The sequence below is a fragment of the Paraburkholderia sp. genome, assembly GCF_050742655.1.
Lineage (GTDB): Bacteria > Pseudomonadota > Gammaproteobacteria > Burkholderiales > Burkholderiaceae > Paraburkholderia.
The window spans coordinates 52,476-75,143 of the sequence record NZ_JBOIGG010000012.1 but is presented as its reverse complement, the minus strand read 5'-3'; the positions used below and the strand labels follow the sequence as shown (position 1 = coordinate 75,143).

The window sequence follows — 22,668 nt, the reverse complement described above, 5'->3', positions numbered from 1 at the left end:
TCGATGCATCCGGCACGCCGACCCGCGTGCCGCCGATTTTCCCGCGACCGGCCCACAGCCGAAGCCTTGCGTGTCGTCAACCGGAACGCACTTCCCGGCCATGTCGATGCCGGTCGCCCAATTGCATTGCAAAGAGTCCCCTATATGTCTTTCGATTCCCTCGGCTTGTCCGAACCGCTAGTCCGCGCTGTACACGAGCTCGGCTACACCACCCCTACTCCGATCCAGCTGCAGGCGATCCCGGCCGTGCTGAACGGCGGCGATCTGCTTGCCGGCGCGCAGACCGGTACCGGCAAGACGGCCGGCTTCACGCTGCCGATCCTGCAGCGCCTCACGACGATGCCCGCGCACCCGTCCGGCAAACGTGTCGTGCGCGCGCTGATCCTCACGCCTACCCGTGAACTCGCCGCGCAGGTCGAGGAAAGCGTGCGTGCTTACGGCAAGTATCTGAAGCTGAAGTCGACCGTGATGTTCGGCGGCGTCGGCATCAATCCGCAGATCGGCGCGCTGCGCAGCGGCGTCGATATCGTCGTCGCAACGCCGGGCCGTCTGCTCGATCACATGCAGCAGAAAACCATCGACCTGTCGCAGCTCGAGATCCTCGTCCTCGACGAGGCTGACCGCATGCTCGACATGGGCTTCATTCACGACATCAAGCGCGTGCTCGCGAAGCTGCCTCCGAAGCGCCAGAACCTGCTGTTCTCCGCGACGTTCTCGGATGAGATCAAGACGCTCGCCGACAACCTGCTCGATTCGCCGGCACTGATCGAAGTCGCACGACGCAACACGACGGCCGAACTGGTCGCGCAGAAGATCCATCCGGTCGACCGCGACAAGAAGCGTGAGCTGCTCACACATCTGATCAAGCAGCACAACTGGTTCCAGGTGCTCGTGTTCACGCGCACCAAGCACGGCGCGAACCGGCTCGCCGAACAGCTGACGAAGGATGGCATCAGCGCGCTCGCGATCCACGGCAACAAGAGCCAGTCGGCGCGCACGCGCGCGCTGTCCGAGTTCAAGGACGCCACGCTGCAGGTGCTGGTCGCGACCGACATCGCGGCGCGCGGCATCGACATCGACCAGTTGCCGCACGTCGTCAACTACGATCTGCCGAACGTCCCCGAAGACTACGTGCACCGGATCGGCCGCACGGGCCGCGCAGGCGCGACCGGTGAAGCGATCTCGCTCGTCTGCGTCGACGAACTGCAGTTGCTGAAGGACATCGAGAAGCTGATCAAGCGCACGGTGCCGCAGGAAGTGATCGCGGGCTTCGAGCCGGACCCGACCGCGAAGCCGGAACCGATCCTGCGTCGTGGCCAGGGCGGTGGTGCGCGTGAAGCGCGTCCGCCGCGCCAGGGCACGCCGAAGCGCGACGGTGCGGCGAAATCGTCGAAGCCTGCGAAGTCTTCGAAGCCCGCTACGCAGGGCGGTCAGCGGCCGGCTGCTGGTGCGAAGCCCGCACATGCGCCGAAGTCGCCGTCGCAAGGCCGTGGCGACAAGCCGCGCGCCGCACACGAGACGAGCGGCGCCGCACACGCGCCGCGCAAACCGGGCAAACCGGCTGGTGGCCCCGGTGCGCTGCTCGGCGGTCGTTCGCACGGCAACGCGCCTGCTGCGCCGCGTGGTACGGCTACGCGCAGCGGGCAGCGCGGGCGGTAACCGGTAACGATGTGCTGCCGGACGGCGCTACGCTCGGCCGGCAGCACGCTTCAGCCAGTCGATCTGCGTCTGCCAGCGCGCGAGCACCGCATCGCGGTCTGCGCCGAGTTCGAACGTGATGCCGCTCGTCAGATGCGCATAGCCGACGCGCTGCAGCTCACCCTGTTCGAGCGTCCCCGCGAAACACGCGAGCATCGATCCAGTCACTGCCAGCAACGGCACCATCCGCAACTGAAGCTGATAGAAAGCGCCGTCGAACACGAAGCTTAGCGACGCGCGGCCGCCCGTGTCTTTGCATTGAGCGAAGGTTCGCGCCGCACGCGACTGCGGCCACAACGCAACGTACAGCGTGCGCACATCGTCCGCATATAGCTCGCCCGGCCCGAGCAGCGAAGTCCGGATATCGCCGTTCGCATCGACGAACACGAGCGATGCGGTGAACCCCACCTTCAGCGTCAACGACGTCCCATCGAACAGCGCACGCAGCGATGGTGGCCATGCATCGAAGGTCTGCCGGTCGAGCGAGCGTTCGCGGTCGGTAGCGTCGGACATCGTCGGCTCCTTTCGATCGGTTTGAGATCAGCACGAGAATCAGCACGATCTCGTGCACAAAACGGAATGGCCCGCACTGCGGGCCATTCATCGTTGCGCGGCATACCGGCCTTCGAGCCGGCATCGACATACCTAGCGGAAGAACACGTGCTGCGTGATCTTCGCGAGCGGATAGTGAACGCCGGGCTGAATCTTCGCGGGCAGATCGAGCGGCTTCAGCAGCATCTTCACGCACATGTCCGCGGACAGATTGCGGCGCACGAGCGCATTGACACGCGCGGCGCGTTCGCGGTTATACGCGGAGTCGTTCACTCGCTCCGGATAGCGGATCGCAAACACGTGGCGCAGCGCGATCTCGGAGTCCTCATTCTTGATCTCCATCACGCGGCGCATCAATGCGCCGAGCACTGCGAAGCGACCGTTACCTTCGATCTTGTTGTACTTCTTGAAGTACTTGAAAAAGTGCTTGTAGTGACGGACTTCGTCGGTGCGGATGTTGTCGGTGATTTCCTTCAGCACCGGCTCATTCGAGCACTCGCCGATCGCGCGATAGAGCGTGGCCGTACCGGTCTCGACGACGCAGCGCGCGACCATCTCGAGCGCACGCGATTTTTCGAAGCCTTCGACCGAGCAGGTCTTCGAATACTCGTCGAAGAAGTTGTGGAACGCCGTGTCCCAGTCGAATTCGGGCCACACGTAGGCGATGTAGGTTTTCAGCGCGCGGCCATGCTGGAGTTCTTCCTGCTCCCACTCGTTGTTGAGCCACGCCGACACTTCGGGGTCGCCGTTGAAGTACGTGCTGAGGTTGCTGGTGTAGAGGTCCGAGCCGCTTTCGATGAACGACGCCGCGCAGAGCAGCAGCAGCAGGTCTTCGTTTGCCACTGCCCGCTGCCGGTCGATGCGGGTCAGGTCGATGTCTTCGATGCGCCAGGGCATCACGTGTATGGGTCTGGTTTGCATTATCTGGTGCTCCCAAAACTGTATCGGCTCATGGAGCATGCCTGAACGCCTCGTTTCGCCCGGCCGCCCCACCGTGTCAGATACAGCGCCTTGAAATCGTTAACCCGTTCGTATCTTGCATCTTAGCCGGTGTTACGCAAATGTGCAGATCACTCAGCACAGACCGTGCCGCCTCCCGGCAGTTCCAGGTGCCCCTTGCCAAAATATTTCGGCGCAAGACAGCAGACGGGCGGCCCATAAAAAAGAAGCGGCCCGATGACGGGCCGCCTGCGGATTCTACCGGCATCGCGCGTGCCGCGCGCAAGCCCGGCGGATCAGGTCCGGCGGCGCATGCGCCACGCGACGATGGTGAGCGACACGCCCGACAGCACCGCCGCAGTCAGCACGTAGTAGCTCGGCGCGAGCTTGTCGCCGGTCAAGTGGATGAAAGTCTCTACGATGGTCGGCGCAAAGCCGCCGAAGATCGTGACACCGATGCTGTAAGCGATCGAAAGCCCGGTCGAACGGACCCGGGTCGGGAAGATTTCGGACATCAGCGCGGGCATCGGCCCGGAGTAAGCGGCCTTGAAGATGCCGGCCATGCCCTGCAGCAGCAACAGCCAGCCGATGGTCGGATGGCGTTCCAGCAACGCGAACATCGGGTAGATCAGCACGCCCATCAGCACCGACGTGGTCAGCATGATGCGGATCCGGCCGATACGGTCGGACAGTGCACCCATCACCGGCGACAGCAGAAACTGCAGCCCGCCGTTCAGCACCACGACGCCGAACGACGCGGCGGCGGCCATGTGCAACTGCTTCACGGCGTACAGCGGCATGTATAGCTGCAGCACGTACACACCGACCGTCGACTGCGCGACGATGCCGATCGCGAGGATCAGGTTCACCCACTGGTTGCTGAACGAAACACCCTTTTGCTCATCCTTGCCGTCAGCCTTCGCGGCAGCCGCGCGCTCGCGCTGCGCTGCAACGAACTCGGGTGTCTCGTCCAGATGCGAGCGGATGTAGTAGCCGACCGGCCCAACCAGCAGACCGAATACGAACGGCACGCGCCACCCCCAGCTGCTCAGCTGCTCGGGCGGCATCCACGCGGTCAGCAGCGAACCGAACGCCGCGGCGGTGATGGCCGCGAGGCCCTGGCTCGCGAACTGCCAGCTCGCGTAGTAGCCGCGCCGCGTCGCGCTGTGCTCGACCATGAACGCAGTCGCGCTACCGAACTCGCCGCCCACCGCGAAGCCCTGCACGAGCCGCGCAAGCAGCACCAGCACCGGCGCAGCCAGGCCAATCACCGCATACGAAGGCATCACCGCCATCGTGAACGTGCCGACCATCATCAGCGCGATCGCGAGCGTGAGCGCCGCCTTGCGCCCCTTCCGGTCGCCGTAGACGCCGAGCACCACCGCGCCGAGCGGGCGCATCAGGAACGAGATGCTGAAGGTGGCGATCGCGAGCAGCGTCGAAAGCCACTCGTCGTGAGTCGGGAAGAACTGCTTCGCGATGATCGCAGCGAAATAGCCGTAGACGAGGAAGTCGAACCATTCGAGCGCATTGCCGACGGACGACGAAAACACGATGCGCCGGATCGTCCCGCGCGACAGCGGCGCTGCGCTGGGACAGGCGTCGGCCGGCATGGACGGCGGCGTGGAAACGGTCATGCGAGGTCTCCTCCCCGCTTGGGAACAAGCGGGGTCGATAGGGATACGAAGTTGTGTGGCGCGCCGGCGGACGTTGCGAAGGTGGTCCGCCCGTGCAGTGGAATCAGAACCCGGCGGCAAGCCCGTCGCGGCGGCTGTCGCTCGCGGCGACGTAGCCGCGCTCCGGTTCGTTGCGGTCGAGCTTCCAGATGTACTGGCCCGAACCGAAGTCCATGTACGGGTCGTCGACCGATTTGATCGTGTGGCCGAGTGCTTCGAGCGCGCGGGCGGTGTCGGCATCGAGCGTCGACTCGACGTCGATCGTGAAGTCGCGGTTGACCTTCCAGCGCGGCGCATCGCAGGCCGCCTGCGGCTGCTGGCCGTAGTCGAGCATCCGCACGATCGACTGCAGATGCCCTTGCGGCTGCATGTCGCCACCCATCACGCCGAAGCTCATCACCGCTTCCTGACGGCCGTCGACCTGCTGTGTGAGGAACGCCGGAATGATCGTGTGGAACGGCCGCTTGCCGCCCTCGACGACATTCGGCGACTTCGGGTCCATCGAGAAACCGCAGCCGCGGTTCTGCAGCGAGATGCCGCTGTCCGGCACGACGACGCCCGAGCCGAAGCCCATGTAGTTCGACTGGATGAAGCTCACCATCATGCCGCGCTCGTCGGCCACGGACATGTAGATCGTGCCACCCGCCTGCGGCATCCCGAAGCCGAAATGCGTCGCGCGCTTCGGATCAATCAGCTTCGCGCGCGACTTCAGATACGCGTCGTCGAGCATCTGCTCGGGCGTGACGTCCATCGAACGCGGATCGGCGACATAGCGGTAGACGTCGGCGAACGCGAGCTTCATCGCCTCGATCTGCAGATGCTGCGACTCGATGTTGTCGATGGCCAGCGCGCTTACGTCGAACTGCTCGAGGATACCGAGCGCGATCAGCGCGGCAATGCCCTGGCCGTTCGGCGGAATCTCATGCACAGTGTAGCCGCGATACGCCTTGCCGATCGGCTCGACCCAGTCGGCGCGGTAGTTGCGCAGATCGTCGAGCGTCATCGCGCCACCGCCCTCGCGCGCGAACGCGGCGATCCGCTCGGCGATCTCGCCTTCGTAGTAGGCACGCGGACCCTGCTCGGCGAGCCGGCGCAGCGTCTTCGCGTGACCCGGAAAGCGCACCAGTTCACTGACTTCCGGCGCACGGCCGCGCGGCATGAAAGTCTGCGCGAAGCCGGGCTGGTCCTTCAGTTCGGGCACCGCTGCCGCCCACTTGTACGCGACGATGCTCGCCACCGCGTGACCGCGCTCGGCGATCTCGATCGCCGGCTCCATCAGATCCGCAAACGGCAGCGAGCCGAACTTGCTGTGCAGCGCCTCCCAGCCGGCGATCACGCCGGGCACCGTCACCGTGTCCCAGCCGCGCTTCGGCTGGGTCGCGAGGCCGCCCTGCTCGCCGTACTTGCGCTTGAAGTAGTCGACGTTCCATGCCGCCGGCGACACGCCCGACGCGTTCAACCCGTGCAGCTTCGCGCCATCCCACACCAGCGCGAACGCGTCGCCGCCCAGACCGCAAGACACCGGCTCGACGACGGTGATCGCCGCGGCCGCCGCGATCGCCGCGTCGACGGCATTGCCGCCCTTCCATAGCATGCGGAGCCCCGCCTGCGCCGCAAGCGGATGCGAGGTCGAAACGATGTTGCGCGCGAACACGGGGAGACGCGGAGTCGGATACGGGTTGTGCCAGTTGAAGGAGGTCATGTCGAATGCTCTCGAAAAGCGGATGGCGGCGACTGGCGCCGTCGGGTGGGGCCGAAGCGGGGGAATCCGGCATTGCAGCGCGGACAGCAATCAAAAACAAATTCATTTATTAAATGAATAAATGAGCCGGGGGTCTGAATAAGTCGCGAAAGGGGTGCGCGACGTCGCGCGAGTCGGCAAACAACCCGGGGGAAGGTCTTACAATACCCGCACTTCGCACAACCTCGCTTCGTGCGCGGCGCGGCACCGCGCCGGACGCGACGATACCTGGAACGTCATGACCCGAGACCCTCGCCTGACCCTCAACGCACGTCAACAGGAACTGCTCGAGTGGGTGCAACGCGACGGCTTCGTCACCGTGGAAGATCTCGCGGCCCACTTCGACGTGACGCCGCAGACCATCCGGCGCGACGTGAACTGGCTCGCGGACATGAATCTGCTGCGCCGTTATCACGGCGGCGCGAGCCTGCCGACCAGCTCGGAAAACGTGTCGTACACCGCGCGGCAGCGCATGTTCCACGAAGAAAAGCGCCGCATCGCCGCGTTGGTGGCCACTCACATTCCCGATCAGGCGTCCCTCTTCATCAACCTCGGCACGACGACCGAAGAGGTCGCGCGGGCGCTAAACCGGCACCGCGGGCTGCGCGTGATCACCAACAACCTGAACGTCGCGAGCATGATGAGCGGCTATCCGGATTGCGAGGTGCTGGTGACGGGTGGGATCGTGCGTCCGTGGGACAAGGGAATCGTCGGAGAGCTGGCGATCGATTTCATCCGGCAGTTCAAGGTCGATTTCGCGATCATCGGCACGTCGAGTATCGAGCCCGACGGCACGCTGCGCGACTTCGACACGCGCGAAGTGCGCGTGGCCGAAGCGATCATCGAGCACGCGCGCACCGCTTTCCTCGCCGCCGATCACTCGAAATTCGGCCGCCCGGCGCTCGTCCGGCAAGGCCACCTCAACCAGATCGACGCGCTTTTCACCGACGCCGCGCCGCCCACCGAGATGGACGAAACGCTCGCGGCCGCCGGTATCCAAGTCTACGTCGCCGGGTAGGACGAGCGGCTGCGGCGCATGCTGCATCGCACGCAAAACTTCGAGTGAAATCAAGGATTTGACGGGAGACCCGGACCGCCTCTCAACCGGGTAATTGTCAAACGGAAAATTTTACGGGGAAGGTTTGTCGTTCGCCGTGCGGTTGACTACACTCCAGTTCCCCGACGCGCGTCCGCCTGCCGCGTCGTCGTACACGCTTTTCCTCGCGCATGGCCCGTCCTTGAAGCCGCGCCGGTCCGCCAAACCGGGCGTCTGTCGATCGGGGCGTGGCTAACATGGAGAAAACGATGCTGAGTCCGCATGAATTCGCCACGTTGTTGCTCGTGAAGGACGCCCCGAACCAGGTCGACATGGAACGGGAAGAACTTGATGCACTGCTGGAACGGCAACTGGTCCAGCTCGAAAAACTCGCCTCCGGTCTGCGCCAGTGGAGCATCACCGAAACCGGCGATACGGCATTGCGGGCCATCAAGCGGCTCTCGTAATACGCCTCGAACCATAAAGCTGCCTGCGCGGCCCGGCCGGTAGACGCTGCACAGGATGGCTGGCGCACGCGCGCCGCGCCGATCGTAGAAATGGCCGGAGAGACATTCGTCTCTCCGGCCATTTCGTTTGCGTCACCGCGTTTTTTTAGCCGCTGCGCAGCGTCGGATCGACAGCTGCACGCCAGCTCAACGCTTTCACCCTCTGATCGAGAAAAAACGCCGTCCAGCGGTTGCGCGTGGCCGGATCGCCGGTCGCGCCAAGCGCCGTGTACTGCTGCGCGAGCGTCGTCTGGAACGAACAGAAGCCCTCTTTGGACAACCCGCCGTGGCGGCTCGCCACGTACGCGTCGAATAGCGTTGTGTAGACAGGCTGCGCGTCACCGCCGTAATCCACACTCTGCGACCCGCACATCTGCTGAAGCGCCGACAGCGACGGCGCACCCCAACCGCCGGCCAGATCCGTCGGCGTCCCCACGCAACCCGCGACGAGCGTCGCGGCACCGATCACCCACACTGCACGCATGTCTCACCTCGAAAAGACCGTTGCCGTGAGTATCGTCCGCGGCCGCGGGTTGCGCCAGCAGCGCCGCACGGTCGACCTGCAAGCGAACTTTACTTTTTCGAATTTGTTCATTAAAGTTCGAAAACGAACACTATCAGTTCGATAGATTTTCTTTCAAGGTCGCAGAGGAGACATTCGGTGACGCAAGGCTCGTGGTATGACCTGCTCGTCGTGGGCGGCGGAATCAACGGCGCGGGCATCGCGCGCGATGCCGCGGGGCGCGGTCTGTCCGTCCTGCTCTGCGAACAGGACGATCTCGCCGCGCACACGTCGTCGGCCAGCACCAAGCTGATCCACGGCGGCCTGCGCTATCTCGAGTACCGGGAATTCGGACTCGTGCGCAAGGCGCTGCAGGAACGCGAGACGCTGCTGCGCGCGGCGCCGCACATCATGTGGCCGCTGCGCTTCGCGATGCCGCACATGCCCGACCTGCGTCCCGCCTGGCTGATTCGCGCCGGCCTCTTCCTCTACGATCACCTCGCCCGCCGCGAACTGCTGCCGGGTTCCCGCGGCATCGACATGCGCAAGCATCCGGCCGGCAAACCGCTCGTCGAGACGATCAAGCGCGGCTTCGTCTATTCCGACGGCTGGGTCGACGATGCACGGCTCGTCGTGCTGAACGCGCTCGACGCACGCGAACACGGCGCGACCGTGCTCACCCGCACGAAGCTCACCGGCGCGGTGCGGGCCGGCGGCGAATGGCACGCGCAGCTGCGCCAGGCGGACGGCACGACACTCGACGTACGCGCGGGCGCGATCGCGAACGCCGCCGGACCGTGGGTCGGCGAACTGCTGCATGGTGCACTCGGCCGCGACGCGAATCACAGCGTGCGGCTCGTGAAGGGCAGCCACATCGTCGTACGGCGCCTGTTCGAACACGACCACGCGTACATCTTCCAGAACCCGGACAAGCGGATCGTCTTCGCGATCCCCTACGAGCACGACTACACGCTGATCGGTACCACCGACATCGAGTATCACGGCGACCCGGCACAGGTCGCGATCACGCCGGACGAAACGCAGTACCTGTGCGATTCGATCAACCGCTACTTCCGTCAACCCATCGCGCCGCACGACGTCTGCTGGACCTATTCGGGCGTGCGTCCGCTGCTCGAAGACGAGAACGCCGACAACCCGTCGGCCGTCACGCGCGATTACCAGCTCGAACTCGACGCACCCGCCGGCGAGGCACCGCTGCTGTCGGTGTTCGGCGGCAAGATCACGACGTTCCGCAAGCTCGCGGAAGATGCCGTCAACGAACTCACGCGCGTGCTGCAGATCGACGCCCCGTCGTGGACCGCCGGTGCGTCCCTGCCCGGCGGCGACATCGCAGGCGCTGATTTCAACCGCTTCGCCACGCAGTTCCAGCAGCAGTTTCCGTGGCTGCCGGCCGCGCTCGCGCGCCGCTATGCCCGCGCGTACGGCACACGTGCCAAGGTGCTGATCGGTGGCGCGCGCTCGATCGCCGATCTCGGCACGGCGTTCGCGCCGGATCTCTACGACGCGGAGTTGCGCTATCTGCGCGACACCGAATGGGCACGCAGCGCAAAGGACGTGCTGTGGCGCCGCTCGAAGCTCGGCCTGCACGTCGAGCCCGGCACGCTCGAGCGGGTCAGCAGCGAAATCGACGCATGGTTCGCTCGCGAACCGGTCAGCCAGCACGCGTAATCGAAGTCCGGCGGCACGCATCGTCGCGCCGCCGCCCGCCGTTCGTCGAACGGCAAGCACCCACTACGGCGGTTGCTGCATCACCACAACAACAAGCCGTCCCGAGGCGCCGAACGTCGTCCGGCGCGTCATACAAACACATGGAGAAGAGACAATGCAGGATCAATACGTGCTCGCCCTCGACCAGGGCACTACCAGTTCCCGTGCAATGCTGTTCGATCGCCAGGGCAATATCGTGTCGGTCGCGCAGAAAGAGTTCCAGCAGATCTATCCCCGTCCGGGCTGGGTCGAACACGACCCGCAGGAAATCTGGTCGACCCAGGCCGGCGTCGCGGCCGAGGCCGTCACACGGGCCGGGCTCAACGGTACATCGATCGCCGCAATCGGCATCACGAACCAGCGCGAAACCACCATCGTGTGGGACCGCGAGACCGGACAGCCCGTCTACAACGCGATCGTCTGGCAGGACCGCCGCACCGCCGATTTCTGCGATCAACTGAAAGCGGACGGACTCGAAGCGAAGGTGCGCGCGAAGACCGGTCTGCCGATCGATTCATATTTTTCCGCGACCAAGATCCGCTGGATTCTCGACAACGTCGCAGGCGCACGCGAAAAGGCGAAGCAGGGCAAGCTCGCGTTCGGCACCGTGGACAGCTGGCTCGTGTGGAATTTTACGAAGCACGGGCTGCACGTCACCGACGTCACCAACGCATCGCGCACGATGTTGTTCAACATCCATACGCTGCAATGGGACGACGAACTGCTCGAAGCGCTCGACATTCCGCGCAGCATGCTGCCCGAGGTCCGCTCGTCGTCCGAGGTGTACGGACAGACCGTGACCACCGTATTCGCCTCGAAGATTCCGCTCGCGGGCATCGCCGGCGACCAGCACGCGGCGCTCTTCGGCCAGATGTGCACGCAGTCCGGCATGGTGAAGAACACCTACGGCACCGGCTGCTTCCTCGTGATGAACACCGGCAACAAGCCGATCGAATCGAAGAACAACCTCGTCACGACGATTGCCTGGCAGATCGGCGATCAGATCAACTACGCGCTCGAAGGCAGTATCTTCATCGCGGGCGCGGTCGTGCAATGGCTACGCGACGGGCTCGGCATCATCAAGACCGCGGGCGAGATCGAGAAGCTCGCCGGCAGCGTGCCGCATAGCGACGGCGTCTATCTGGTGCCGGCCTTCGCCGGGCTCGGTGCGCCACACTGGAACGCCCGCGCGCGCGGCACATTGTTCGGCGTGACACGCGGCACCGATGCCGCACACATCGCGCGCGCCGCGCTCGATTCAATCGCCTATCAGTCGCTCGACGTGTTGAAGGCGATGGAAGCCGACTCGGGTATCCGCATCGAGGAACTGCGCGTCGACGGTGGCGCATGCGCGAACAATCTGCTGATGCAGTTCCAGGCGGATCTTCTGGGCGTCGATGCGGTACGTCCGCAGATCAGCGAAACGACGGCTCTCGGCGCCGCCTATCTCGCGGGTCTCGCGGTGGGTTACTGGAAGGACGTGGACGAACTGAAAAGCCAGTGGAAGCTCGATCGTCGCTTCAAGGCATCGCTGGACCCAGCGGACGTCAAGCGCCATGTGCACGGCTGGCAGCGCGCAGTGAATGCCGCGAAGGCGTGGGCCGACGCGGACTGACGTAAATTGACGCGAGTTGACGTGATGCGCGCCCTCGCGCGCGCATAGCAGGGCCATTCAAACAATTCAGGAGCGATTTCAATGTCTAGCATAACTAAACAAATATCGAGACGGCAGTTCGTCGGCGAACTGATTTCCGAGGCAATCGCCGTGTTGATCATCATCGCTTTCGGCGATTCGGTCGCGTGCATGTACACGCTTTACGATCCCAGTCCCTATGTGAACGCCTATTGGGGCGTCTGCATGGCATGGGGGCTGGCGGTCACGCTGGCGATCTATATCACCGGCTCGATCTCGGGCACGCATGCGAATCCGGCGGTCACCCTTGCATTGGCGCTGTTTCGCGGTTTCTCATGGCGCAAGGTGGTGCCGTACTGGGTCGCGCAGGTAATCGGCGGCGTGCTCGGCGCGATCCTCGTCTATACGCTGTTCGGGCCGGTGATCGACCACTTCAACACGGTGCATCATCTGACGCGCGCGGACGGCGGCGCAGCCGGCGTGTTCTTCACGCATCCGGGCCTCGCGATCACACCGATGCACGCGTTCTCGGACGAAGTGATCCTGACCGCGCTGCTGCTGTTCGGCATCTTTGCGATCACCGAGCAGTTCAACGAAATGGCCCCCAAGGCAAATACCGGCGCGCTGATGATCGGCTTTCTCGTGGCCACATTGGGTGCTTCGATGGGGTATCTCGAAGCATGGGCGATGAATCCGGCTCGCGACTTCGGGCCGCGCCTCTTCGCGTACTTTGCCGGCTGGGGTTCGTCGGCGCTGCCGTCGCCGGACAACTTCTGGTGGATTCCGGTGGTTGCGCCGTTGATCGGCGGCGTAATCGGCGGCGGCGCGTATCAGTTGCTCATTCATCCGTTCCTTCCGGCACGTGTGCGGGAGCTGCAGGGTGAACGGATCAAGGAACGCGCGGAACAGATGTAGGTCGTGCAAGGGGCCGTGCCGTCACGGCCCCGCCCATACTCGCCCGATTAGAGTGACGCGGCACACCGGCACAGGACGGCGGCCCACGCAAAGCACGTATGATGACGTCTTTACGCGTCGCGCGGATACTCCGCCCGCCTCTCCTGTTTCCGCATGATCGACCACCTCATTTGTGATTGCGACGGCGTGCTCGTCGACAGCGAAGTCATCGCCGACCGCGTGATGTTCGATACGCTCACGACACTGTTCCCGGGCCTCGATTTCGAACCCGTCGTCAAAACGGCCTTCGGCCAGCAGACTTCGCGCTTCCTCGCGGGCGTCGAAGCGTCGTTCGACATCAAGCTGCCCGCCGACTTTCCCGTCACCGTCGAGCGTAACGTCGAAGTCGCGCTCGCCGCTTCGCTGAGTCCGATCAATGGGGTGCGCGACGCGCTGCATCGCGTGACGTTGCCGGCCGCCGTCGTGTCGAACAGCCGCATGGCACGCGTGGTCGCCTCCGTGCGGCGCGCGGGCTTAAGTGAAATCTTCGGGTCGCGCGTGTTCAGCGCCGAGCAGGTCGCGCGGCCGAAACCCTACCCCGATGTCTACCTGTTCGCCGCGCAGCAGCTCGGTGTTGCGGCGGACCGCTGCGTGGTCGTCGAAGACAGCATCGCCGGGCTGAACGCGGCGCGTGCGGCGGGTATGAAAACCATCGCGTTCGTCGGCGCGAGCCACATTCCGTCGGGCTACGCGGACGTGCTGCGCAAGATGGGCATGACGCGCATCATCGAACGGATGGACGAACTCCCCGCGCTCGTCGAAGCCGGCATGCGCGGAGAGTTCGGCGACGTGCAGTCGTAGGGCGCCACCCATACGCCCTCGCCTGCTGCCGCTAACCGCCGCCGCTAACCGCGCTTACGCACAATCCTCGCAGTACTCGCGCGCCGCGGCGAGCGCCGCACGAAACTCGACCAGTTCCGCGATCGTCAGCATCGGCAGGTTGTGCTTCGCCGCGAAACGCTCGACATCCGCGCCGCGCGTCATCGTACCGTCTTCGTTCATCAACTCACACAGCACGCCGGCCGGCTGCAGGCCCGCGAGAATCGCGAGATCGACGGTGCCCTCGGTATGGCCGCGCCGCGCGAGCACGCCGCCCGGCATCGCGCGCAACGGAAACACGTGGCCTGGCCGCACGATGTCGGCGGGCTTCGCATCCGCTGCGATCGCGGCGCGAATCGTCGTCACGCGATCGGCCGCCGATACGCCGGTCGTCACGCCTTCGCGCGCCTCGATCGATACCGTGAACGCCGTGCCGTGCCGGCTCTCGTTGTTGACTGCCATCGGCGGCAGTTCGAGTGCGCGGATCCTGTCGTCGGGTAGACACAGGCACACGATGCCGCTGCATTCGCGGATCAGCAGCGCCATCGTTTCGACGGTCAGACGTTCGGCCGACACGATCAGATCGGCTTCGTTCTCGCGATCGTGATCGTCCTGCAGGACGACCGCGCGACCATCGCGCATCGCCTGCAATGCGGCGGCAATACGCGGCGGTACGGGTTCGGTGGCGAGCAGAGGGAGATCGGCGAACGCGTCGGCGGCGATCGTCGTGGGTGCCGGGAAAGCCGGGACAACAGCAGGAACAGCAGAGATAAAAGACATGTGAAACGCTCCTCGCGGAAGTTGGGCGAAAAACGTTTCAGGGCATTGCAAACAGGCAGAACGCATCCCGCCGGACGCTCCACGAACGGAACGACCGGTCGCCGCCTGGAACGACTGGCGGCGTCGAAACGCACATGACTATCTGCACATCTTCTTCCATCCGGACTATGACCGTCGGCTCTGGCATCGCACCAGATCTGCTGACCCCGCTTCGCCGGCCTGAATCAACAACGGCCGACAGCAACGACACGGGCGCTCGCGGGCTCGTCGGCTCATGCAGCGATGGCTGCGCGGCCGGCTTACCGCCGGTGGGGAATTTCACCCCGCCCTGAAGACGCACTGATTGCCGGACGAAAATCCGGCCGGCAAAGGATACAACACCCGCGCACGACATGCAGCGCGGTTCGACTCAAACTAGAGACTGCAATCGGTAGGGCCGCCATGGCGCATGGTGGCTCCACCGTTTCATCGATTCATTGTGCAGGTTCGGCGACGCGTTCCGGCGTCGCGACATGCCGCGCCGTGTCCGACGGCACGTCCCAGCGCGGTGGCGTTTCCGCATTCAACGTCACGCGGAACGCGCGCGCCTCGGTGTCACCGGGATTACGCAAACTGTATGGCTGGTCGGCATCGAAGACGATCGCATCGCCGGTCGCGAGCAGTTGCCGCTGGTCGTGCACGCTCACTTCGAGCGTGCCCTCGCTGACCACCAGATTCACCGTCGTACCCGGCGCACGGCGCGTGCCGGGCTCCGTATGCAACGGCGCGATGCGCAGCTCATGGAATTCGGCGGCGGCCGGTTCGGCGTCCGGGTACAGTGAGCGGGCTGAGTAACGACCGTCCGAACTGACGACGCGCGTCGCGCGGTCTGCGGGAAGATGTTCGAAACCGTTCAGCGCATGTCGGCGCAGGAAGGCGGACACCGACACCTTGAGCGCCGCGGCGACCTTGCACAGCACCTTGATCGACGGCACGCTGCGCGCCGATTCGATCTGCGCGAGCATCGCGCGGGACACACCGGACGCGCGGGCCAGCGCATCGAGCGACAGTTGCCGCTCCGCGCGCAGCCGCGCGAGATTGATGCCGACGAGATGCTCGAGCGCGTCGAACGACTCGGCGCCACGCAGCGTGTCGTGTGCGGCCGCATCGCGGGCATGGTGTGCATCGAGCGCGCGATGGGTGCCGGTCAAGGCGGCATCAGCCGCGGGATCGCGAACGAGCGCAAGCGGGGAATGCATGGTTGCCTCCAGGAGCGCCGCCGGAAGGCGGGCGAGCGTTAGTGGAGGCAAGACTAGCACCCGGATTCGCTGCGCCCAACGAAGTTATCTTCACACTGTTATCGCAGGCGCTCTCTTAGGTTCTCACAGAAGCCCGTAAACAACGGGCTTCCGGGAAATCGTTCTCCGAGGGTCTCCTGCGGTCTCACGCCGATTGCTGGCAAGGTGTTGGAAAAAATCGCTACCATCAACTCTTGCACTCAACTGCAAAAGCATCCTGCAGTAACACCATAGAGACTGCCCCGCCAAGGATACGTGCAGGGTTACCGGGGTCCCCTTGAAAAATACAAACGATCCAAGTTCGAATCTTTATAAAATTATCTAAATCGGCCTATCTGTTCTAGCAGGGTATGCGGATCTTCGATTTCGTGACAACAATCGACTCCTGTATTCTGGCGAGCGACTTTCTCTACCGGGGAACACGTATGCCAAACTGGAACATATACGCGGCTGTAGCCCACCTGCGCGACAATGCTGAAGCAGGAAGCACCGCCAACTGCGCGAAGTATGTCCGCAGAGCAATAGAAGCTGGTGGCATTACGCTTACTCATACCGCGTCTGCTCGTAACTACGGCGGCCCACTGACCGCGGCCGGATTCCATGAGGTTTTATCAGGAGCGCCGTGGAAAGGCGATGTAGTTGTAATCCAACCCATAACCGGGCACCCTGACGGCCACATGGCGATGTACGACGGACAAATCTGGATTTCTGATTTCAAACAGTATCACGGCTTTTATCCGAGTCAGGCGTACCGCAATATCCATCCCCCGTACAAAATCTATCGCCGCAACTGAGCGAAGCCATGAAGAAATATTTCGCCCTGTTTATAGCCACTTTGCTCCTTACCCTCTCAGCCTTCTTTCAGTCGCCGGCGGTCGCACAGAGTGACCAGAGCACACCAGAGGCAAGCGTAAAAGCGTTCTACACGTGGTACTTCAAGCGTGACGAGAAAGGTTACCCGTTGCTGGATAACGCGATACTCCACTACATGGCGAAGGATACGGTAACCCGCCTGCGATACGAGTATCACCATAACAGCCTGCCGGACGGGCACGACTACTTTACGAAGGTGCAGGACTATGACGAGAAGGATTGGGCCGCGAACATCGCGCCGCAATCGGCGATCATGTTTGATGATGTCGCTCTCGTACCTGTTGTCCTCGGTGTGGACAAAGACGGCAAGAAACTGAACCTGGTGTTTTTGCGCAAAGAGGGCAACGCCTGGAAGATCACCAAGATAGACGACACTCAAGACTACAAATGAGGTTTCAACAAAAGTAGGGGCTGGTCATCACGGGCCGGCCTGCACAACGATGCGCCGAACCGTGCCCAGTTTGAATACCGTGACGCAGGTCACGCGCGCTGCGCCCTGTCGAGTAAGCGCGCAAGCATGCTTAGAAAACTCAGGTACTCGACGGCACGTTCCGGGTGATCGTTGGTTATTCCGCCGTGTGCCCGTGGATTCCGCAACGCCAGCCAGAGGGCGATTCTGATAATGCTTGTGCCGATTCTTCATAACGCCGGGGCGTGCTGCACGCTACGCGAAACGTCACGCCCGTTGCACCACCGCCGCAGGCGCATCCATCCTCGCAGCAATCCACGTCAGCAGCAAAGCCGCAACCGTAACCGCTGCAGCCACCCACGGCAACGCATCGAGCCCATACCCGTGGCCAATCGCAAGACCGCCGAGCCACGCGCCGCCCGCATTGCCGACGTTGAACGCGCCGATGTTCAGCGTCGACGCGAGGTTCGGCGCGGCCGCAGCCTTCTCGACGACGCGCATCTGCAACGGCGGCACCGTCGCGAATGCCGCGATGCCCCAGACGAAAATCGTCACCGCCGCGGCGATCTGCGAATGGCTGGTGCGCGCGAAGATCGCCATCACGATCGCGAGCGCGACCAGGATGCCCATCAGCGACGGCATCAACGCGCGGTCCGCGAGCTTGCCGCCGACGGTATTGCCAATCGTCAGACCGATGCCGAACAACACCAGGATCAGCGTCACGCCGCGCGGCGAGAAGCCGCTTACCTGCTCGAGGATCGGCGCGATGTACGTGAACACGACGAACACGCCGCCGAACCCAAGCACGGTCATCAGCAACGCGATCCACACCTGCGGGTCCTTCAGCACGCGCACCTCGTGGCCGAGTCCAGCCGGACCAGTATCGTGCCGGTTCGGCACGAGCGCCGTGACACCCGCGAGCGACGCGACGCCGAGCGCGGCCACGATCCAGAATGCCATCCGCCAGCCGAATTCCTGGCCGATGAACGTACCGAACGGCACGCCGAGCACGTTCGCGAGCGTGAGGCCCGTGAACATCAGCGCGATCGCGCTGGCGCGCTTTTCCTGCGGCACGAGCGACGCAGCAACCACCGCGCCGATGCCGAAGAACGACCCGTGCGCGAACGACGTGACGACGCGCGCGACCATCAGCAGCGAATAGCCCGACGCGACCGCGCACAGCACGTTGCCGACGATGAACACGCCCATCAGCAACTGCAATGCGAACTTGCGCGGCATCTTGCTGGTAATCGCCGCGAGCAATGGCGCACCGACCGCGACACCGAGCGCGTAGCCGCTGACGAGCAGCCCCGCCGACGGTAGCGACACGGCAAGATCGCGGGCGACGTCGGGCAGCAGACCCATGATGACGAATTCGGTCGTGCCGATCGCAAACGCGCTGATCGCGAGCGCGATTAAAGGAATGGGCATGGAAGCTCTCCGTTGTTTCAGTGATGCGCGTGGCGCCTGGCCGTCACGAACTCGATGACGACGCCCGGCGCGAGCGCGACGAACAGTTGCAATTCATCCGCGAGCGGCACTTCGGCAAGCTGGTAGACGGTCTGCGCGGCGTCGAGCCGCGCGAGCAGCGCCTGCCATTCGTCGAGACCGTCGATCCGGAACGCGATGTGATCGATACGCGGCGCCGGGCGGCCCGCTGAAGAACCGGGCACCGTCGCGTTCACCAGATGGATCACCGGCCGGCCACCGGCGTACAGCCAGTAGCCACCGATCCCGAACGGCGGTCGCGCGCCCTCGGCGAGCCCCACGACGTCGACGAAGAAGCGTCGCGCGCGTTCGAGATCGGGAGTAACGACGGTCGCGTGATCGAGATGCATGGCGGCTGGCCCGCAGAAAGACTGCAGAAAGACGTTTGGATGCGCGCATTGTCGCCGCGGCGCGTCAATTGGAGAATTGGCGTAGCATTTGAATCATTTTCAAATTATTTGGAATAATCGATGGACAATCTTGGCGACATCCGCCTGTTCGTCGAGGCGGCGAAGCTGGGTGGCCTGTCGGCAGCGGGTCGCAAGCTCGGGCTCACGCCAGCCGCCGCGAGCGCACGGCTCGCGAAACTGGAAGCCCAGCTAAAGGTGCGGCTCTTCGAGCGCACTACCCGTCAGCTGCGGCTCACCGACGAAGGCCGTCTGTACCTGAGCTGCTGCCAGCAGGCGCTGCAGGCGCTCGACGACGCCGAAGCCGCGCTACAGGCCGGCCAGAACGTCGTGCGCGGCAAGGTGCGGATTTCGGCGACATCCGATTTCGGCCGCAACCTGCTGATGCACTGGCTCGACGAATTCAACGAGCACTATCCGGAAGTAACGTTCGCGCTGATGCTGTCCGACTCGCTGTCGAACCTCGTGCAGGAAGACATCGACCTCGCGATCCGCTTCGGCGTGCCGCCGGACAGTTCACTCGTCGCGAAGCGGCTCGCGCCGAACCGGCGCGTACTGTGCGCGTCGCCGGACTACGTCGCGCGGCATGGCGAGCCGAAAGATCCGTTCGATCTCGCGCGCTTTGACTGCATCGTGCTCGCCACCGCCTCGGGGACGGCCAACGAATGGCGCTTCACGCGCGGCGACGAAGTGCAGCACTACACGGTGCCGCTCGATACCGCTCGCGAAACCAACGACGGTGCGATCGCCCGCGAATGGGCGCTGCGCGGCTACGGGATCGTGATCAAGTCGATGTGGGACGTCGAAGCGGACCTGCGCGCCGACGGGTTGCGGGTGCTGCTGCCGGACTGGCGCTATCCGGACGCGCCGCTGCACGCGCTTTATCACCGCAACCGTTTCATGGCGCCGCGCGTGCGCGTGCTGCTCGACTTTCTCGGCGAGCGTTTCGCGCAGGTCGCGGGCGAGCTGGATGCGCTGCTCGGCCCCGATCCGGCGGCCCCCACGCCATCAGGCGGCCGTGCTGAGCGGCTATAATGCGAGATTCAGCGAGGGCTGCCGCGCCGCCAGGCCGACCCTGTTACTTGCCCTTCTTCCACCCAGTTTTAATTGCAGACGCCCCCAGGTTAACCACTGCGAACGGCGAATCTCGATGACCAAGAAAGTTTATGTAAAGACCTTTGGCTGCCAGATGAACGAGTACGACTCCGACAAGATGGTCGACGTACTCGGCGCCGCTGAAGGCCTCGTCAAGACCGACTCCCCGGAAGACGCGGACGTCATTCTGTTCAACACCTGCTCGGTGCGCGAAAAGGCGCAGGAAAAGGTCTTCTCCGACCTCGGCCGCGTGCGCGAGCTGAAGGAAGCGAACCCGAACCTGATCATCGGCGTCGGTGGCTGCGTCGCGAGCCAGGAAGGTGCGGCGATCGTCGCGCGCGCGCCATACGTCGACCTCGTGTTCGGTCCGCAGACGCTGCACCGCCTGCCGCAGATGATCGACCAGCGCCGCGCAAGCGGCCGTCCGCAGGTCGACATCTCGTTCCCCGAGATCGAGAAGTTCGACCATCTGCCCCCCGCGCGCGTCGATGGTCCGAGCGCGTTCGTGTCGATCATGGAAGGCTGCAGCAAGTATTGCAGCTACTGCGTCGTGCCGTACACGCGCGGCGAAGAAGTGTCGCGCCCGCTCGACGACGTACTCACCGAGATCGCCGGCCTCGCCGATCAGGGCGTGCGTGAAGTCACGCTGCTCGGCCAGAACGTGAACGCGTACCGCGGCGCCTTGACGCAACACTCGCACGACATTGCCGATTTCGCGACGCTGATCGAATACGTCGCCGATATTCCGGGCATCGAGCGCATCCGCTACACCACGTCGCATCCGAAGGAATTCACGCAGCGCCTGATCGACACCTACGCGAAGGTGCCGAAGCTCGTGAACCATCTGCATCTGCCGGTGCAGCACGGCTCCGACCACATCCTGATGGCGATGAAGCGCGGCTACACGGTGCTCGAGTACAAGTCGGTGATCCGCCGGCTGCGCGCGATCCGCCCGGACCTGTCGCTGTCGACGGACATGATCGTCGGCTTCCCCGGCGAGACCGAAGAAGACTTCGACAAGATGATGGCGCTGATCCACGAGATGAGCTACGACACCAGCTTCTCGTTCATCTACAGCCCGCGTCCCGGCACGCCGGCCGCGAACCTGCACGACGACACGCCTCGCGAGGTGAAGTTGAAGCGTCTGCAGCATCTGCAGGCGACCATCGAAGAGAACGTCGCGCGCATCAGCCAGTCGATGGTCGGCAAGATCGAGCGCATTCTGGTCGAAGGGCCGTCGCGCAAAGACCCGACCGAGCTCGCCGGCCGCACCGAGAACAACCGCGTGGTGAATTTCCCGGCGCCGGTCGCGGCGCACGCGCGGCTGATCGGCCAGATGGTCGACGTGAAGATCAATCTCGCATACCCGCACTCGCTGCGCGGCGAACTCGTGCTGCTGCACGACGCCGCGACCGCGAGCACCCACTAGGCACAGGAGCGACTCCCCGCCTTGAAGACCATCCAGCATCTGGAATTCACCGCACCGCGCGACGACAACGCGCGGCTCGCCAATCTCTGCGGACCGCTCGACGAGAACCTGCGGCAGATCGAGCAGGCGCTCGACGTGACGATCCAGCGTCGCGGCCACCGGATGACCATCCGCGGCCGGGGCGCGAAAGTCGCGCTGACAGCACTCGAAGACTTCTACAGCAACGCGCACAAACCGCTGTCGATCGACGACATCCAGCTCGCGCTGGTCGAAGCGCGCCATCCGACGAGCCATGGGCCGGCACACCGCGTGGCCGCCGCGCGCAACGGCGTCGATGCCGATCCGCGCGGCCCGCGCGATCCACGTTTCCCCGTTGACCCCGATCATCCGTTCGACGAACCGGCCCGCAGCGGCGACGACGCGGACGGCGACGAACTCGGTCCGAAGCTCTACACGCGACGCGCCGATCTGCGCGGCCGCACGCCGGCGCAGCGCGAATATCTGAAGCAGATCGTGTCGCACGACGTGACGTTCGGCGTCGGTCCCGCGGGCACGGGCAAGACCTATCTCGCGGTCGCGTGCGCGGTCGATTCGCTCGAGCGCGATCAGGTGAAGCGCATCGTGCTGACACGACCGGCGGTCGAAGCAGGCGAACGGCTCGGCTTCCTGCCGGGCGATCTCGCGCAGAAGGTCGATCCGTACCTGCGGCCGCTGTACGACGCGCTGTACGACCTGCTCGGCTTCGACAAGACCGCGAAGATGTTCGAGCGGCAGATGATCGAAATCGCGCCGCTGGCATACATGCGCGGACGCACGCTGAACCACGCGTTCATCATCCTCGACGAGGCGCAGAACACCACGCCCGAACAGATGAAGATGTTCCTCACGCGGATCGGCTTCGGCTCGAAAGCGGTCGTCACCGGCGACACCACGCAGATCGATCTGCCGCGCGGCCACAAGAGCGGGCTCATCGAGGCGCAGCAGGTGCTGTCGGACGTGCGCGGCATCGCGCTCACGCGCTTTACGAGCGTGGACGTGGTGCGGCATCCGCTCGTCGCGCGGATCGTCGAGGCCTACGACGCGCACTCGCAGAAAAACACCGCCGCGGATGCGCGCTAACCCCGAG

22 protein-coding genes and 1 riboswitch are annotated in these 22,668 nt (G+C 64.3%); of the genes, 12 read left to right on the top strand and 10 right to left on the bottom strand.

Features of this window, described 5'->3' with window-relative positions:
• The first annotated feature begins 144 nt into the window (after positions 1 to 144).
• Complete coding sequence (locus tag ACREXZ_RS18050; protein ID WP_431765473.1) at positions 145 to 1,659, top strand: DEAD/DEAH box helicase; 1,515 nt, start codon at positions 145 to 147, stop codon at positions 1,657 to 1,659.
• Positions 1,660 to 1,686: 27 nt separating this feature from the next.
• Here the strand turns inward: ACREXZ_RS18050 and ACREXZ_RS18045 are convergent, their stop codons facing one another.
• The 4 genes from ACREXZ_RS18045 to ACREXZ_RS18030 form a co-directional block, all read right to left on the bottom strand.
• The gene (locus tag ACREXZ_RS18045) at positions 1,687 to 2,211 is read right to left on the bottom strand and encodes a hypothetical protein (RefSeq protein WP_431765472.1); all 525 of its coding nucleotides are present in this window, start codon (positions 2,209 to 2,211) and stop codon (positions 1,687 to 1,689) included.
• Positions 2,212 to 2,343: 132 nt separating this feature from the next.
• Positions 2,344 to 3,171, bottom strand: coding sequence for a ferritin-like domain-containing protein (locus ACREXZ_RS18040; RefSeq protein ID WP_431765471.1), 828 nt, complete (start codon positions 3,169 to 3,171; stop codon positions 2,344 to 2,346).
• Between the two features lie 314 nt (positions 3,172 to 3,485).
• Complete coding sequence (locus tag ACREXZ_RS18035) at positions 3,486 to 4,826, bottom strand: MFS transporter (RefSeq protein ID WP_431765470.1); 1,341 nt, start codon at positions 4,824 to 4,826, stop codon at positions 3,486 to 3,488.
• 103 nt (positions 4,827 to 4,929) lie between these two features.
• A complete protein-coding gene (locus ACREXZ_RS18030; protein WP_431765469.1) occupies positions 4,930 to 6,567 on the bottom strand; it encodes a gamma-glutamyltransferase family protein in 1,638 nt (545 codons plus the stop codon).
• Between the two features lie 277 nt (positions 6,568 to 6,844).
• Between ACREXZ_RS18030 and ACREXZ_RS18025 the strand changes: the two genes are divergently transcribed.
• Both ACREXZ_RS18025 and ACREXZ_RS18020 read left to right on the top strand, forming a co-directional pair.
• Positions 6,845 to 7,624, top strand: a complete 780-nt coding sequence (locus ACREXZ_RS18025; RefSeq protein WP_431765597.1) for a DeoR/GlpR family DNA-binding transcription regulator — start codon at positions 6,845 to 6,847, stop codon at positions 7,622 to 7,624.
• A gap of 287 nt (positions 7,625 to 7,911) precedes the next feature.
• On the top strand, positions 7,912 to 8,109 hold the full coding sequence (locus tag ACREXZ_RS18020; RefSeq protein WP_431765468.1) for a hypothetical protein: 198 nt from the start codon (positions 7,912 to 7,914) through the stop codon (positions 8,107 to 8,109).
• A gap of 145 nt (positions 8,110 to 8,254) precedes the next feature.
• Here ACREXZ_RS18020 and ACREXZ_RS18015 read toward each other — a convergent pair whose 3' ends face one another.
• A complete protein-coding gene (locus ACREXZ_RS18015; RefSeq protein ID WP_431765467.1) occupies positions 8,255 to 8,632 on the bottom strand; it encodes a hypothetical protein in 378 nt (125 codons plus the stop codon).
• Between the two features lie 177 nt (positions 8,633 to 8,809).
• On the opposite strand from ACREXZ_RS18015, the gene glpD reads away from it, so the two are divergent.
• The 4 genes from glpD to ACREXZ_RS17995 all read left to right on the top strand — a co-directional run bounded on the left by glpD (position 8,810) and on the right by ACREXZ_RS17995 (position 13,766).
• Positions 8,810 to 10,339, top strand: a complete 1,530-nt coding sequence (gene glpD / locus ACREXZ_RS18010) for a glycerol-3-phosphate dehydrogenase (RefSeq protein WP_431765466.1) — start codon at positions 8,810 to 8,812, stop codon at positions 10,337 to 10,339.
• Between the two features lie 154 nt (positions 10,340 to 10,493).
• Complete coding sequence (gene glpK / locus ACREXZ_RS18005; protein WP_431765465.1) at positions 10,494 to 11,993, top strand: glycerol kinase GlpK; 1,500 nt, start codon at positions 10,494 to 10,496, stop codon at positions 11,991 to 11,993.
• An 81-nt stretch (positions 11,994 to 12,074) separates the two neighbouring features.
• Positions 12,075 to 12,926 (top strand): MIP/aquaporin family protein, encoded by an 852-nt coding sequence (locus ACREXZ_RS18000; protein WP_431765464.1) that lies wholly within the window; start codon positions 12,075 to 12,077, stop codon positions 12,924 to 12,926.
• Positions 12,927 to 13,079: 153 nt separating this feature from the next.
• On the top strand, positions 13,080 to 13,766 hold the full coding sequence (locus ACREXZ_RS17995) for an HAD family hydrolase (protein ID WP_431765463.1): 687 nt from the start codon (positions 13,080 to 13,082) through the stop codon (positions 13,764 to 13,766).
• Positions 13,767 to 13,820: 54 nt separating this feature from the next.
• On the opposite strand, the gene ribB is transcribed toward ACREXZ_RS17995, so the two are convergent.
• Positions 13,821 to 14,564, bottom strand: a complete 744-nt coding sequence (gene ribB / locus ACREXZ_RS17990; protein ID WP_431765462.1) for a 3,4-dihydroxy-2-butanone-4-phosphate synthase — start codon at positions 14,562 to 14,564, stop codon at positions 13,821 to 13,823.
• Between the two features lie 144 nt (positions 14,565 to 14,708).
• A riboswitch (FMN riboswitch) is annotated at positions 14,709 to 14,904 on the bottom strand.
• A 133-nt stretch (positions 14,905 to 15,037) separates the two neighbouring features.
• The gene (locus tag ACREXZ_RS17985; protein WP_431765461.1) at positions 15,038 to 15,802 is read right to left on the bottom strand and encodes a helix-turn-helix domain-containing protein; all 765 of its coding nucleotides are present in this window, start codon (positions 15,800 to 15,802) and stop codon (positions 15,038 to 15,040) included.
• A gap of 407 nt (positions 15,803 to 16,209) precedes the next feature.
• On the opposite strand from ACREXZ_RS17985, the gene ACREXZ_RS17980 reads away from it, so the two are divergent.
• Entirely contained in the window at positions 16,210 to 16,635 is a 426-nt protein-coding gene (locus tag ACREXZ_RS17980; protein ID WP_431765460.1) for a CHAP domain-containing protein, read from the top strand.
• Between the two features lie 8 nt (positions 16,636 to 16,643).
• Positions 16,644 to 17,105, top strand: a complete 462-nt coding sequence (locus ACREXZ_RS17975) for a DUF3828 domain-containing protein (protein WP_431765459.1) — start codon at positions 16,644 to 16,646, stop codon at positions 17,103 to 17,105.
• Positions 17,106 to 17,194: 89 nt separating this feature from the next.
• Here the strand turns inward: ACREXZ_RS17975 and ACREXZ_RS17970 are convergent, their stop codons facing one another.
• The 3 genes from ACREXZ_RS17970 to ACREXZ_RS17960 form a co-directional block, all read right to left on the bottom strand.
• Complete coding sequence (locus tag ACREXZ_RS17970; protein WP_431765596.1) at positions 17,195 to 17,329, bottom strand: TIGR02391 family protein; 135 nt, start codon at positions 17,327 to 17,329, stop codon at positions 17,195 to 17,197.
• A 61-nt stretch (positions 17,330 to 17,390) separates the two neighbouring features.
• Positions 17,391 to 18,554: an MFS transporter gene (locus tag ACREXZ_RS17965; RefSeq protein ID WP_431765458.1), complete on the bottom strand. Its 1,164-nt coding sequence runs from the start codon at positions 18,552 to 18,554 to the stop codon at positions 17,391 to 17,393.
• Between the two features lie 17 nt (positions 18,555 to 18,571).
• Entirely contained in the window at positions 18,572 to 18,961 is a 390-nt protein-coding gene (locus ACREXZ_RS17960; RefSeq protein ID WP_431765457.1) for a VOC family protein, read from the bottom strand.
• A gap of 120 nt (positions 18,962 to 19,081) precedes the next feature.
• On the opposite strand from ACREXZ_RS17960, the gene ACREXZ_RS17955 reads away from it, so the two are divergent.
• The 3 genes from ACREXZ_RS17955 to ACREXZ_RS17945 all read left to right on the top strand — a co-directional run bounded on the left by ACREXZ_RS17955 (position 19,082) and on the right by ACREXZ_RS17945 (position 22,661).
• Positions 19,082 to 20,053 (top strand): LysR family transcriptional regulator, encoded by a 972-nt coding sequence (locus ACREXZ_RS17955; protein WP_431765456.1) that lies wholly within the window; start codon positions 19,082 to 19,084, stop codon positions 20,051 to 20,053.
• A 115-nt stretch (positions 20,054 to 20,168) separates the two neighbouring features.
• The gene (miaB, locus tag ACREXZ_RS17950) at positions 20,169 to 21,542 is read left to right on the top strand and encodes a tRNA (N6-isopentenyl adenosine(37)-C2)-methylthiotransferase MiaB (protein ID WP_431765455.1); all 1,374 of its coding nucleotides are present in this window, start codon (positions 20,169 to 20,171) and stop codon (positions 21,540 to 21,542) included.
• A gap of 21 nt (positions 21,543 to 21,563) precedes the next feature.
• Positions 21,564 to 22,661, top strand: coding sequence for a PhoH family protein (locus ACREXZ_RS17945; RefSeq protein ID WP_431765454.1), 1,098 nt, complete (start codon positions 21,564 to 21,566; stop codon positions 22,659 to 22,661).
• The last annotated feature ends 7 nt before the right edge of the window (positions 22,662 to 22,668 follow it).